Genomic DNA, 14885 nt, shown 5'->3' with positions numbered 1-14885 from the left:
TGGTTAAACGCCTGTTGATATTAGTCTAAATTTACGTCTATTTTGACACCAAGATTCTTGCAGCTTGCCTTTAAAACATGATCTACCCAAATGCATAACATTGGCTGTTTTCCTGGTTTGTTTTGATCCCAGTCTTCTTTCCAGACAATGTCGATCGTTTTCCCATGATAGTCTAAGTTTCCGAGGTAAAAATAATCCATTTTGCCCGCAGGTATCAGCGGCTGAAGTTGAAAGCTGTTGTGATGGGTAGCCTTAAAGCCAATGAGATCTGCTATGATCATGTCAGGATAGGTTGAATGAAAATAATCATTCTGTCCACCAAATTGCTCGCCATCACTTGGTATATACCATTCACCGATATTTGGGTGGGTATAACCGTGAAGTCTGGTAAGCTTCATAATTTGTTCGTAGAGGATCTCTCTGTCCTGCGCAGTGATTTGATTTTTATAATTTCTCAAATAGTTGCTGTATGCCTTATAGACGACCGAGTTTTGAAAAGGCCATCCTCTGCCGTTCCAGGCGTAAGCTTGTTCATTGTAATAGGGATGTTGCCTTTCGGCCGTGGTCATTCCTTTGTGGTTATTGAAACCTTTTTCAGACGTAAACATCGCCCAGGCTACCTCATACTTTTTATTATTCTCACGCGGTATCATATTGAAATACCAGGGGGTATAACCAACGGATTCCCGCACCCGCGCTTCGTAATCCCGAACACCATAGATGTTGTCACCTGCTGTCAAGGTATTAAAAAATCCATCATCTGAATTCCAAAGCGTCCTGAGAAATTTCTGCTGTATTTCCTGACTTCTGACCTTATAGTAATCTGCTTTCGCCTTATTCTTAATCGAAGGATGTTGTTGCTGTTCCAGTCTATAGAGATTGTACAATGCGTTGTTATTTCCAAAGGAATAACTTCCAACGGATGGGCGTACCAAATAAAAATCAGGATAACCTTTGGTAAAGGCTAATGGAAAGTCCTTCGCTGCAGTCGTATTTGCAGCCTTGTCTGTCGTCCCCCAACCTAAATAAAGATCTCTCCATGTACTATCGGTATAAATAGCATAAGGTCCTTTACTTTCAATTAAGCCAAGTACCGCCGAAAGGCTGAATTCCATACCATCGTACAGATCCAGAATTTTGTACATGCCGTCGGTCTTCGCATTTGGATTTTTTACAGTGAATAGGCTATCCAAAAGATGCTGATGGGCCTCCATTGCGGGAAGCATCTTTTGCGTCCAGGCCTGATCGGGATGAATTTTTAAAAATGATTCAATACCATCGACCATCCAGCTGGAAAAATGAACACTTTCGGGCCTGCTCAGATGGGTCAAAAAATTACCGTTTTCCCGTTGATTTATTTTGGAAGCTGATCCAAGCATAAAATATTCGGCATAAGATCGAAGATATTTTGGATCACGAAGCCAACGTACATCGTAAAACTGATGCGCTGTTGGGCAGGTAATCGCTCCACTCAAGGATCCCCAGGCGGGATACCCGAAAAATTCTGTTATAACCCAATATTTCTTTGAATCATATGGATCGTAATAATCCCGAAGATGCTTGCTGATCATCCACCAACGATAATTATACACGCGACTTAGGGTATCGTTGGAACTCTCAAAATACGGAATGTTATTGACCAAGAATTCTTTGTTGTTGGATTCGTCAAAAGCACCGTCCGATTTTGGCCGGTGCTCGTAAGCATTGAACTCCTTTATATTGTCTGTTAGGTTATTTTTTGCCACTTCCTTTAAACGATCAAGTTCATGGCGATATATCGACTCCTGCTTACCCGAAAATCCTCGATTACTCGAACAGGAAAAAAGAACACCTAGAACCAAAAAGGCTGTGCTGCTTAAAACAATAGATTTTAGAAAAACGGAGCGATGTTGTCTTTTCATGTGGTTATATGGAATAGAGCGAATTTATAGTTGATCTGCTATAACTTAAAAAATTAGCATTAACGTCCATCCGAAGGAATCAACAGGAGATTGATCGGCTTTCATCGCAGTAATTTTCTACAGGGCAATTCTTGATGAAGTTAAACACAAGATCTAATCCAAAGCTATAACAAACAAAGGCCTAATCAACAGAATTTTTATGACAATTCAGCATGGTGGAACAAATCGGCGGAAAATTGATACAATGTATCATATTGTACCAATTTGAGCTCGTACTTTATCGTTCAAAATAGATAACAATACATGTAAATCTGCCCCCTTAAAAAGTCTTTAGCAGCAATCCAGCCATAAGCAATGAATTGGGTTGTACAAGCATAAAAATGGAGCGCATCTGCGCAAAGAAAGGCCGACAAGTTGTCGGGCTTTCCATGAAATTAAGGGTAATATTTTGATCAGACGATGATCGGAATATCGACATTTCCGTTGGAAACGTCTGAATTGAGTAGCTGGGTCACGATTCCTTTTTGCACAAGAAGGAGTAGAATCAAATCGCTGACCCTGCCTTTAGTCTTCACGAACAAATAAGTTAAATGATCGTCCAGATAAATCGCAGTAAATAAAATTCCGGGAACCCTTAGGTTCAGGTAATCCAAAACTTCTTTCTTCTTCGTCAGTACCGTACTACTGATCGAAAATGTATGTACAAAATGGCTCATCTTATTTTTTTATTATTCTCTTTAATTAAAAAAAACCTAAATTCGATTGAATCCTGTATGTCTGCCCTGCTATGGCAGACATACCGATAAAGTTCATCTAGCCGATCGATGATCATGACTGATTTGTCCATATTTTCAAGTTGAAGTGCCAGATGATCTAAAAAATCCAAATTTGCATCGACGAGCACAAACTCCTGATATTTTCCAATAAACTCATGTCTTATCGTAAGCTCCGGTGGTCTGGTGCTTGGATTTATCAAAATACAAATAGTCTTTTTCATCCTATCAAGCGTTCATTTTATAACCAGCCTCCGCCCAAAGAGCGATACAGCATGGCTATGCTATTAAGTTTTTGAGCTTGGACTGTTGCTAGATCAATTTCTGCCTGTAGTCTGTTCGTTTGTGCAATAATCACTTCCAGATAAGTACCTTCATTATATTTATAAAGCAGCAGTGACTTGTCAACAATTTCCCGAGACTGTTTGATAACATCCGCAGCAATTAAACGCTGTTCATCCAATTTTTGAATTTTCACCAATGCGTCGGAAACCTCGGCTACACCCAAGAGTACAGCTTGTTTAAACTGGATTTCAGCCTGTTCTGCCATGATTTTGGATTGTTCATATTTTGTCTTTAGTTGGCGACCATTAAATATTGGCTGCGTAATCGCACCCGCCGCAGTTCCAAAAAGCGCACCAGGAATAGTAAACCAATTACTTGCTTTAAAAGAGTTAAGGCCACCCTGCGCTGTGATGTTCAATCCCGGATACATGCTCACCCGCGCAATGTGAACTCCGAGATAACTCTTTCGAAGATCCAGTTCTTTCGAACGCACATCAGGTCTAAAGCTCAACAATGCAGCGGGAATACCCGCAGCAAGCTGATTGGGTACATAAACTTCATCCAGGCCTTTTTCCCTTTCAATGCGCCGCGGATAATTTCCCACAAGTACATTTAGCGCATTTTCCTGTATCGCAATTGCGCCTTCAATATCCGGTATCCGCTTGGATACCTGCTCTTTCACCAAAAACTGCTGCTGTACGGCCAAGGCCGTTGTCATCCCGAGATGCTGTTGTTTCACTAATATCTGCCAAGTACTGTCGGCAAAAGATAAATTTTCCTTCGTTATGGCAAGTTGCTTATCGAGCATGAGGAGATTATAGTAAGCCTGCACAATCTCCGCGACCAGTCTAGTTTTTACCGCATTGGCTGCCTCCTTCGTTTTTAACAGCTCGATAACGGCATCCTGCTTCTGAGCTTTGAGCTTGCCCCAGATATCCAGTTCCCAAGAAATATTGACCGCACTGGTGTAATCGGTCGTATAATGCTGTCCCATAAACTGGGACGCCATCATGCCGTTCATACTATTATTGGATGGCCTATTAATACTGGCATTTGCCAAACTGGCATTCACAACCGGGGCATAAACCCATTTCGACTGCTTAAACCCCTCGGAAGCAATAGCAATCTGCTTTATCGCGACCTGAAGATCATTGTTTTTGGCTATACCCAAATCTATTAATTCGACAAGCACGGGATCCTTGAAAAAATCCCTATAAGTCATTTTAGCCACACTGCTATCTGCCGGAACAAAGTTATTGTCAAAAGATTCCGGCAGTGCCAGATCCGTTTTTTTAGCTTGCTGCACCGCACATGAATCTAGCAGAACAATCGAAAGCAAGGCAGCAAGGGGCATCAATTTTATATGTTTCATTGTATACATTCACACTAATTTTTAAAATTCCCATTCGGTGTCATCCTTCACTTTACCACTCATTTTTTCCTGGAAGAATTGGAAGACAACAAAAAGCAAAGGAGTCAAGAACAAACCCAAGCAGGTACCAACCAACATACCGAAGATTGCTGCATAACCAATGGAATGATTCCCCATGGCTGATGGTCCCGTCACAAATATCAAGGGTACAATCCCTGTCATAAAGGCAAGTGAAGTCATCAAGATCGGGCGAAAACGAGCCTTTGCTCCTTCCACCGCCGCTGCCACCAAACTTTTGCCCGCCTGACGTCGTTGTGAGGCGAACTCTACAATCAGGATTCCATTTTTAGCCAACAGACCAATCAGCATCACCATAGCGATCTGCACATAGATATTATTCGCAATTCCAGCAAAGCCTATTCCAAGGAATACGCCCGACAGTCCAACGGGAATTGAAAGCAATACGGCAAATGGGAGGATATAACTTTCATACTGTGCAGATAACAGAAAGTAAACAAACACGATGCACAGAACGAAAATGATGGTGGACTGTGCGGTCGACGTACTTTCTTCTCGGCTCATTCCTTTATAATCATACGTATAACCTGGAGGCAGCACCTGTTGACCAACTTCCTTAATGGCTTGCATAGCTTGTCCAGTACTAAATCCGGGAGCCGGCATAACGGTCAGATTGGAAGCGTTAAACAGATTAAAACGCTCCACCACCTCTGGCCCTGTAATGGCCATTAGCGTCACCACCGTATTGACGGGAACCATCTCTTGGTTGGCATTTTTGACAAAGATGCTATTCAGCGACTTTTCATCCACACGTGTATCAGGTGTTGCCTGCACAAGCACTCTGTAATACTTCCCAAAGCGATTGAAATCCGAAGCCTGAATACTTCCGTAATAGCCTTGCATCACCTGAAGAACATCGCGTACAGCTAAACCAAGCTGTGCAGCTTTTGCTTCGTCTACCACCACTTCATATTGTGGATAAGAGACATCAAAAGTCGTAAAAGCAACGGCAATCTCCGGTCGCTGCATTAATGCTCCCATCATGCCGTAGGAGATATTTCCCAAGTTTTGTAAAGACGCATTGGTACGGTCCTGTAAAACGAGCTCCATGCCACTAGAATTACCGAACCCCTCTACCGTTGGGGTATTCAGCACCAGAAAATTCGCCCGTTTATCTCCCGAAAGCATGCCCTGCAATTGCCCCATGACAGCGCCCAAATCCTTAACTTCTCCCCGTTCTTTTACATCTTTTAACCGAATAAAAAATGTACCGGCTGCGGAAGACATTGCACCGGAGAATAAGCTCAGACCATTCACCGAAATAACCTCCCGAACAGCGGGATGTGCAACGAGCTTATGTTCTGTATCGGACATCAGTTTGGTCGTACGATCCTTGGATGTACCAGCAGCCAGATTGGCCGTCACGATAATAAAAGACTGGTCTTCATCAGGTATAAAACCCTTTGGTGTCCGCAAAGAAAACCAGGCAAACAGACCTGCAAAGGCGAGCAATATTCCTATGCCAATCCACTTTTTCTTGATCAGAAAGAGTACTGATTTGCCATAGCGGTAAGTCAGTTTATCGAAACCAGCATTGAAAGCGGTAAAGAAACGCTGTTTAAAGTTCAGTTTCTCCTGGGCGTGACCGTCATGGCCCTTAAGCAACAAGGCACACAAAGCTGGACTAAGCGTCAATGCATTCACTGCTGAAATAACAATGGCGATCGCCAGGGTCAATGCGAACTGTTTATAAAATAACCCCGTTGATCCCTCCATAAAGGCGACCGGAATAAACACAGCCGACATCACCAAGGTAATCGATACAATTGCTCCGGAGATTTCTCCCATAGCGGATACCGTAGCTGCCTTGGGCCCCAGCTTGCGGCGTTCCATCTTCGCATGCACAGCCTCGACAACGACAATAGCATCATCGACCACAATACCAATGGCCAGCACCAAAGCAAACAGTGTCAGAATATTGATGGAGAACCCAAAAATATGCATAAAGAAAAATGTCCCCACAATGGATACCGGAACAGCGATTGCAGGAATCAATGTCGAACGAAAATCCTGTAAAAAAATAAAGACAACGATAAAGACCAGAATAAACGCCTCAATTAGTGTCTTTATCACCTGCTTGATAGACTGATCCAAGGACTCTTTCGTGGCATACGGAATTTTATACTCCATTTTGCCCGGAAAAGATTTTGAAAGTTCTTCCATCCGATTTTGCAAGGCGATCTGAACCTCATTAGCATTTGAACCACTCATCTGAAATATCGCCATGGTGACCGAGGGCTTTGTATTGTAGTTGGACTGTACAGTGTAACTGTAGGCAGCAAATTCAACCCGCGCTAGGTCCTTAAGCCGAAGAACTGAACCATCATGCTGTGCTTTCACAATGATGTTCTCATATTGCTCCGGCTCCGTAAACTTCCCTTTATACCGCATGACATATTCTTTCACCTCGGTAGACTGTTCGCCAAACCGCCCCGGAGCAGCCTCTAAATTTTGCGCCTGTATCGCTGCCGAAACATCGTTTGGAGTCAAATTGTAGGCATTTAGTTTATCTGGATCTAACCATATCCGCATCGAGTAGTCTTTGTTTCCATAGACCATGGCATCTCCAACGCCCTTGATACGTTTTAATTCGGGTACAATATTGATTTTAGTATAGTTTTCCAGAAATAGATCGTCCATGCTACCATCCTCGCTGGTCAGCGTTACCATTGCAATCATGCTATTCTGTCTCTTAATGGTCGTTATACCACTCTGTATAACTTCTGCTGGTAGCTGGTTGGTCACCTGGGAAACCCTATTTTGCACATTGATGGCCGCCTGATCCGGATCTGTACCCAATTTAAAAATCACAGTAATGGTCAGCGTACCATCATTACTGGCCACAGAGCTTATGTAATCCATATTTTCAACCCCATTGATCGCATTTTCCAATGGTGGCGCCACAGAGCGGCCGATCGTTTCAGCATTTGCACCGGGATAAACAGCTGTTACAGTCACTGTCGGTGGTGCAATGTCAGGAAATTTGGTAATGGGAAGGCTCAGCATTCCCACACACCCCAAGATAACAAGCAATACGGAGATCACCGTCGCCAATACGGGACGTTTTATAATTTGTTTTAACATGAAAATCGACTAGTTTATTTGTGTTCAATCGGGGACTTTTCGACGACTGGCATTCCTGCCTGTAAACGTTCAAAACCTTGAGCAATGTACCTATCCCCTGCTTTCAGCCCACTGGATAGGATAAAGTTATCGCCGGACTTGCCAGAGACCGCGATAGGCAATTGCACTACTTTTCCGTCTTTGTCTGCCGTATAGACAAAAATTTTGTCTTGATAGGTTACTGTGGAGGCAATTGGTAATAATGGAACCTGCATGATATTTCGCTCCAAAAGCACTTTGCCGGTATTTCCGCTGCGCAGGATATCCTTCGGATTATCAAATTTAGCCCGTAGGGTTATTGAACCTGTTGATTTATTAAACTGCCCTTCTACGGCATCAATTTTCCCTTTCAAATCATAAGGACGACCATCCGATAGCAATAAAGTAACTGGGCTTGTACCCTTTAGCTTCTCTGCGATCGAATTTCCCGGATGCTGATTTTGGAAGGCCACAAAATCATTTTCACTGAGGCTGAAGTAAGCATAGACCTGTTGATTATCCGAAATTACGGTCAGGGCCTGTTGATTTGTTGGGGACAATAAACTTCCTAAACGATAATTAAACCTCCCCACATAACCACTGACAGGTGCTTTAATCAACGCAAAGTCAATGTTGATCTGTGCCGATTGAATGGCAGATTCAGCTTGTGCCACGGCTGCTTTGGCTCCAAGATAGGCCGCATTTGCTTCCTGCACTTGCAGTTCTGACACAATTTTATTGCGAACAAGTTCTGTTTTTCGTTCCAGTTCTATCTTGGCAGTTATCAGACTTGCTGAGGCAGACTGTAAAGAGGCTTTCGCATTGTTTAGCTGTTCTCGATATAAGCGGTCTTCCACCTTAAAAAGTGGCTGTCCAGCTTTTACATAAGCCCCCTCATCCATATAAATTTTACTCAGGTAACCGGTCACTTGTGGCCTAATCTCAATATTTGAGCGGCCTTCAATGGCACAGGTATATTCATTTTTCACCTCTGCATCGCCAGTTTTAACAGCAGCAAAGTTGACCTCCGTCGGTCCCCCTGGATACCCACCTTCACCAGGTCGATTGCTGCATGACATGAACAGCAGGGGCACAAGATAGAGTGTCGATGATTTAACAACGAAATTTCGCTTCATAAGTATATTATTGCTTTATTTATTCAGTGTTTACAAAATTACTGAAAATTAAAACTATATAACTTAACGTTAAGACTCCATTTCTTGTCAAAAAGACAACAGTGAAACATCTGAATTTCCGAACGCGCTAAAAAATTCTTACAATATCGACCATTAAAGACACTAAAATGACATTTTTAATTTTTTATAAAATGAAAGCGAGCATTAATAATTAGAAAACAGCAAGAAAACAACAGGGAAATAATAAATCTTATTAATTAATATTAAGTGCATGAATTTAAAACTCTGCACTTACTTTATAGCAGCTCGGATTTTTGCCCGTCAGTTTTTTAAAGAATTTGCTGAACGTAGCTTGATCTGCGAATGAAAGCTTCACGGCGACATCTTTAACGCTGAACTTATTATTTTTCAACAGTACCTTCGCCTCGATAAGCAGCACATTATTGATAATCTCCTTGGGGCTTTTGGTCAAGGTTGTATTCAGCACCTTAGTTAAATACTTTCTGCTGATTGCCAGCTTATCGGCATAGAATTGTACATCGTGATTGTTAACGTAGTGCTCATTGACCAGATTAAAGAAATCTGCTGTAATTGCTTCAAGTCGAGGGGAAATATGACTTTGCTGTTCAAGATACCTGTTAAAATTCTGCACTTCATACATCAACAGTGAAAAATGGTGCCATATCATATCGTTGGAATAGTCAATCCGGTCGCGACTAACATTCAGGAACCCGAGCTGGGTGATATGGTAGTCGATTCTAAAGAAGATCTTTTCCTGTTTTGATAAGATATAAAACGGCGTACTGGAGAAACTTTTCAGAATATCGTTGGTTTTATAATTGAAGCCTGCCTCCTCGATCAATTTCTGTGTAAAATAAATACTTTTCATCTGCATATCCGGTGATATGGTGTGGATTACAAAAGCTTCCATAGGACCGCAGAATAAAACATCTCCAGCTGAGGCTACGAATTTCCGCGCGCCAACACTAAACTCAACGGTCCCCCGTTTGATCAAAATCAGCGCATAATATTCTGAACGGTAATAGAAATCAAGGTACAGCGAAAAATTTGCCGCATCTTCCTCGGCGACTAAATAATGGTTGTTTTTTACCGGAAACAAGGAGGTCCCTAATGCATTACTTAACTGCATTAACGTTACGGTTTTTAGATCAACAAATTTTGTCCCCATAAGATGCTTATACCAATAAATTAGAGATCCCATTTGATTCGTAATAGACCAGATTACATTATTGAAACGGGATAAGTGAAAGAGGAAAATAGCGGAGCTAAATTAACCAATAGGCTGCTCTTTTTTTAAGTTAAAAAAGAAATATTTCTTTCAGATGACCTTAAGGGCACCCTATATAAGCTACTTTTTCGGCCGGTCTTGTGAAGATTTTTCCTGGATAAATTTTTCGATATTCCAGGCTTGAGCCTAAAATATTATGAAAGAGGATGATATTTTTTTTTGCAAAAAACCAAATATTCCCATTTTCACATAAAAAAGTATCTTTTTCATATTCTTTCTACTGTTATTCTAAGTTACATTTGTCTCATAAGTAAACTTGACTCAAGAGAAGTAATTGCTGAAATGAATGGAGATGCCTATCTCATCATTTTAAATTTCTGAATTGATTCGATAAGAATACTGTAAAAAGAATCCTACAATACTACACTGAAAAACATTTTGTGGAACGATGTTGTCGTTCCACATTTTTAATCTATTAAATCGGTCTCCACCCAACCTTCTACGGCAGCCACTTTAGCTTGCTCGCCGGCTTTTTCATACTTTAGTCCCCGGTAGTTCCTTCCGTTGTCATTTCAATTTTATGGATTGTACCGTCTGCACGATAATTTAGGGTATCTATGCATATCGAACGGCTAAAACTGCCTCCATCTGGGTTAATCCCCCCATTATGGTAAATGAAATACCATTGGTTTTTAAAAGGGACAATTGCTTGATGGTTCGTATTGCTATTGCCTGCTATTTCATTCAGAATCCCTTTATACACATAGGGACCTGCGATCTTATCGGCCATGGCATAAGCGATCTTCTCCGGAAATTCCGTGGCATAACTCAAATAATATTTTCCATTGTGCTTGTGAACCCACGGTGCTTCCGTAAAAGCCAGTCCTTCAAAATTCAATTGCTTTACTTCGCCATCAATCTCAACCATATTTTCCTTGAGCTTTGCGTAGTAGCACTCACGGTTACCCCAGAAAATCCAGGCTTGGCCATCGTCATCAATAAAAACAGCCGGGTCGATACAGGCCCAAGAATGGGAAGAAGCAAAACAGTCCTTATTGGTCAATAACGGTTTCCCCAATGCATCTCTAAAGGGACCTTCGGGTCTATCTGCGACAGCAACACCTATTCCGGACCAATTAGAGCTGATGTACCAGTAATATTTTCCATTACGTTCGGTAACGTGTCCCGCAAATGCATCGCCGCTTTTTGCCCAGGTAAAATCACTTATTCTCAAAGACACTGGATATTCCGTCCAATTTTTTAAATCCGTTGTAGAATAAACAATCCAGTCTTTCATCTTATAGCCTTGCTGACCACCTGCAAAATCATGGCCTGCATACAACCAAAGTGTATCCCCCTTGACCATTGCTGCTGGATCAGCCGTAAAATGATGCTTAATAATCGGATTTCCCTTTGCGGTAAAACGATACCTGTCATCCACATCCTCTGGAGATAGTAATTCACCGGGTACACCACCCCATTTACTATTCAGAAGACGAGACTCTTCCTTGCTAATTGAAATCACACTTCCATGTCGCGGGTTAAAATTTTTACGCAAAGCCTCAGGTTTCGAGGAGAAATTAAAGAGATCATCTGTGCGCTGAAATTCATATCTTCCATTCGCATACAGATCATACATCAAGATATAATCGTCTGTTCCGTTCAACTTAAAAAGACTCGATCCTTCGACAACAACAGAAGTGTCTGCATAGGCATCGAGATACCGGAAGTCTTCTTTCCATGGTCCTTTTAGGGATTTACTTGTCGCCTGCTGAATCCCATTTTTCACTTCTTTGCCCGCACCATCTTTTGTATTGCCCTTAAAGAAAAAATGGTATAACCCATCTTTATAGACGATGTCGCCATCAATACCGCCAAATTTTGGACTGAACAATAAGGTAGGTTCCCTTTCAAATCCGCTAAAATCTTTGTTCGCATAGGCTGCATAAAAATCAAGTTTATCGTTCTCACATGATTTCACCGTAAAATACACAAGGTATTTTTTCGCAACTGGATCATAGATCGTCTGTGGTGCCCATACCCATTTTACGTTTTTAAATTTTTTAGGGTATAATTTTGCCAGATCAACAGTATTGTGTTTCCAATCCGTCAGGTTATCAGATCGCATCAGAATAATACCAGGATTACTTCCCCAACCATTCTTGGCAGTAAACATATCAGTTGCGACCATATAAAATGACTTTTTGTCCTCTCCCCTAAGGATGTGCGGATCACGAATCCCTCCCGTTTGGGATATATCCGCGGATGACAAAATAGGTTTATTGTTATTTAATGCAACCCAGTTTTGTGCATCCTGACTGACTGCAAATCGCAATTGCTCTTGTGTATTTTTATCCCCCGAACCCTCAAAATAAGCAAAAAGATAACCCGCCGCCTTATCTGCATTGTATATTTTTTGCGCTATGGCATTGGTAAAACTCATTAATGCAATACTCAATACCCCCATTTGTTTTAGTTTCATGTCTGATCAATTTTTAGGTTTCTCTAAATGTTCATTTGTCAAGCAAACCTTCTTTATTAAAACTTAACCATGGATTGTTTAATGCACAAATTCCAAATTATCTTGATCTCGAAAGGATATTCAACACGAATTTAAATTTGCTCAAAAACACTTTTCCACGAAGCTGTAGAAGAATACGATACGAGGCTCACTTTTATTAATGTCAAATATACATTTATTATTCAAATAGGCGGTATTTTTTATGATAAGTATCGTTTAAAAAGGGACATTTTCCAAGGGTAAAAGTCTTGAATCCGAGATAGCTGCAATCCGATGCCCTATAATCTTCATATAAGCTGGGTTTTGTTCAAATGAAAAAAAATCGGACACACTTTTCTGTTTAATCAGCATACAGATATCCCACTGTTCCTGATCGGGTCCTATCAGAAACCGGTCACCATGCCCAACAAAAAGTAGCTCACCGCCGCTTTCTTCCACAAAAGGTTTGGCTAGCTTTATATAATTCATAAAAGCATCGTATCCCGAAATTTCTTTGATTGGTGCAATCTCCGGAAAATTAGTATAGTCCGCGATTTTCCTCAACTGAATTAAATTGAGATTTACAATAGGACCTTGGATATTTTTCAATGCCAGATTCCTTCCGGCTTCATAACCGGGATACAAATACGTCTTTCCTGTCATATCAATAGATACTTGTTGTTTCACTCACTTTACTTTTCAACTCAGTTGCGGCGTGAAGTACGACTTTTTTATAATCAATGATTTTGTCGTTTTCAAATGGAATAATAACTGCATTTTCAAACAGGAAATTTCCCTCACCCAATCGGTTCCAATCCGCCTGCAAGTTTTTGTCGTCAAATTGCCCCATGTTTAACATAAATCTGATTCTGTTAGAAAGAGCCGTTAAATTCATGCTATCAGCGATATATATTTTATTTTCGGCCCTATTGTAAATTGTTAAAACTCCCATCAATGGTTTACTTTCCAGGAATTCGACTTTCAATTGTTTTTTATCTATTTTGTTCATGTGCTTTTAAATTAAAATTATAAATCACCACCCAATGATTTCAATTGCGCAGCAAAAACAAGGAGATCTGTTACGGCCATTCCGTCCAATAGCTTATTGGCGATGTGCTCAGCTGTAACAGTAGCCTCTTTAAAAATTCGATCACCAGCTGCTGTAAGCTTCACATAGCTGACCCGGGCATCTCTATCATTGTGTTCTTTTACAACAAGCCCCATCTTTTCCATAGGTGAAATAATCCGTGTAATCCCTGAGGCCGTTAAACCGGTACTTTCAGCCAGATCAATTCGCCGTAACCGGTTCCCGGAAGCCTGACTTAAAATATGTAGGATCATAAAGTCTGTCAGACTTAGTCCATGCAAGCTCAACCCATCAAACTTTTTGGTGATGACAGATTGAACTTTTATAATGTTAAGAATCGTATTAATTGCGGTCATATTATTATTATTTGCAAAATACTTGAGTAATCAAGTATTTTGCAAATATAATAGTTTTACTTAAATGGTTGAACAAAATAAACAAAAGATTCTGCGAACGGGGTGATTACACTAAAGCTCATTAATTCTATTTTCTTCGCGGGAGAAGGAGGTTTGTATAAAACTACACTTAGGTGTAGCATTGATTGACATAATCTATAATATTTTTGGACAAATTCTAATCGATAAGGAGCAAAAGCCAACGATCTACATAACATGATAAGGATAGAATCCTCGAATATTAACAAATTTATTACCTATAGCATAGTATAAACATGACAAATTGCAAAAACTGTGGGACTGATATAACACTGAATTTCTGTCCGAAATGTGGGCAGCCAGCGGTCCTTAAAAGAATTGATGCGCATTATATCGTCCACGAAATTGAACATGTTCTTCATTTCGAGCGCGGAATCTTATATACGATTCGTGAACTTATTACCACGCCGGGAAAAAATGTAAAAAAATATATTGCCGAGAACCGAAGCCGCCTGGTAAAACCCATTATTTTTATCATCATCACCTCACTGATATACTCTATAGTAAGCCATTTTTTTCATGTAAACGACAAATATGTGAGTTATTACGAATCCCAGCATTCTACCACGGGTTCGATATACCTCTGGATCCAGGACCACTATGGTTACGCCAATATCATGATAGGATTGTTTATCGCTTTCTGGGCTAAATTATTTTTTAATAAATACGGTTTTAATCTTTTTGAAATTGTCATCCTGCTGTGTTTTATTTTAGGAATGACGATGTTGATCTATACTATTTTTGCATTAGTAGAAGGTGTAACACATACAAGCGTTATGGTGCAAGCTAGCATCGTCGCTATGTTATATAGCGTCTGGGCTATTGGACAATTTTTCGATCCCTACAAAATACCCAGTTATTTAAAAGCGCTCGCAGTTTATATTTTAGGGTATCTGTCATTTACTGTCGTCGTCGTTATTATTGGCCTATCGATAGACTTAATTTTAATGAAAAGATAGTTATCCACC

Annotated in this window: 12 protein-coding genes; 1 reads left to right on the top strand and 11 read right to left on the bottom strand. The window is 40.7% G+C overall.

Annotation, left to right across the window (positions count from 1 at the left end; translation table 11 throughout):
- Positions 1 to 20: 20 nt before the first annotated feature.
- From A9970_RS02775 to A9970_RS02725, 11 genes are all read right to left on the bottom strand, one after another.
- Positions 21 to 1901: an MGH1-like glycoside hydrolase domain-containing protein gene (locus A9970_RS02775; protein WP_182981199.1), complete on the bottom strand. Its 1881-nt coding sequence runs from the start codon at positions 1899 to 1901 to the stop codon at positions 21 to 23.
- 452 nt (positions 1902 to 2353) lie between these two features.
- A complete protein-coding gene (locus tag A9970_RS02770; RefSeq protein WP_120334590.1) occupies positions 2354 to 2617 on the bottom strand; it encodes a hypothetical protein in 264 nt (87 codons plus the stop codon).
- On the bottom strand, positions 2614 to 2898 hold the full coding sequence (locus A9970_RS02765) for a hypothetical protein (RefSeq protein ID WP_182981198.1): 285 nt from the start codon (positions 2896 to 2898) through the stop codon (positions 2614 to 2616). Before A9970_RS02765 ends, A9970_RS02770 begins: the two co-directional genes overlap by 4 nt.
- Before the next feature lie 17 nt (positions 2899 to 2915).
- Positions 2916 to 4331 (bottom strand): efflux transporter outer membrane subunit, encoded by a 1416-nt coding sequence (locus A9970_RS02760; protein ID WP_182981197.1) that lies wholly within the window; start codon positions 4329 to 4331, stop codon positions 2916 to 2918.
- A 21-nt stretch (positions 4332 to 4352) separates the two neighbouring features.
- The gene (locus tag A9970_RS02755; RefSeq protein ID WP_182981196.1) at positions 4353 to 7493 is read right to left on the bottom strand and encodes an efflux RND transporter permease subunit; all 3141 of its coding nucleotides are present in this window, start codon (positions 7491 to 7493) and stop codon (positions 4353 to 4355) included.
- Between the two features lie 14 nt (positions 7494 to 7507).
- Positions 7508 to 8647 (bottom strand): efflux RND transporter periplasmic adaptor subunit, encoded by a 1140-nt coding sequence (locus tag A9970_RS02750; RefSeq protein WP_182981195.1) that lies wholly within the window; start codon positions 8645 to 8647, stop codon positions 7508 to 7510.
- Positions 8648 to 8924: 277 nt separating this feature from the next.
- The gene (locus A9970_RS02745; protein WP_083663572.1) at positions 8925 to 9869 is read right to left on the bottom strand and encodes an AraC family transcriptional regulator; all 945 of its coding nucleotides are present in this window, start codon (positions 9867 to 9869) and stop codon (positions 8925 to 8927) included.
- Positions 9870 to 10437: 568 nt separating this feature from the next.
- Positions 10438 to 12378, bottom strand: a complete 1941-nt coding sequence (locus A9970_RS02740) for a family 43 glycosylhydrolase (RefSeq protein ID WP_182981194.1) — start codon at positions 12376 to 12378, stop codon at positions 10438 to 10440.
- A gap of 255 nt (positions 12379 to 12633) precedes the next feature.
- The gene (locus tag A9970_RS02735) at positions 12634 to 13083 is read right to left on the bottom strand and encodes a hypothetical protein (RefSeq protein ID WP_220801502.1); all 450 of its coding nucleotides are present in this window, start codon (positions 13081 to 13083) and stop codon (positions 12634 to 12636) included.
- Positions 13061 to 13405 carry a GIY-YIG nuclease family protein gene (locus A9970_RS02730; RefSeq protein ID WP_182981193.1) on the bottom strand — a complete coding sequence of 115 codons (345 nt, stop codon included), beginning with the start codon at positions 13403 to 13405 and terminating at the stop codon, positions 13061 to 13063. Before A9970_RS02730 ends, A9970_RS02735 begins: the two co-directional genes overlap by 23 nt.
- A gap of 17 nt (positions 13406 to 13422) precedes the next feature.
- A complete protein-coding gene (locus A9970_RS02725) occupies positions 13423 to 13839 on the bottom strand; it encodes a MarR family winged helix-turn-helix transcriptional regulator (protein ID WP_182981192.1) in 417 nt (138 codons plus the stop codon).
- Between the two features lie 314 nt (positions 13840 to 14153).
- Between A9970_RS02725 and A9970_RS02720 the strand changes: the two genes are divergently transcribed.
- Complete coding sequence (locus tag A9970_RS02720) at positions 14154 to 14876, top strand: DUF3667 domain-containing protein (protein ID WP_182981191.1); 723 nt, start codon at positions 14154 to 14156, stop codon at positions 14874 to 14876.
- Positions 14877 to 14885 lie beyond the last annotated feature (9 nt).

It is taken from the genome of Sphingobacterium sp. UME9 (assembly GCF_014170215.1).
GTDB lineage: Bacteria > Bacteroidota > Bacteroidia > Sphingobacteriales > Sphingobacteriaceae > Sphingobacterium > Sphingobacterium paramultivorum.
Note: the sequence above shows the minus strand (reverse complement) of the source record. Positions and strands in the feature narration are given on the sequence as shown.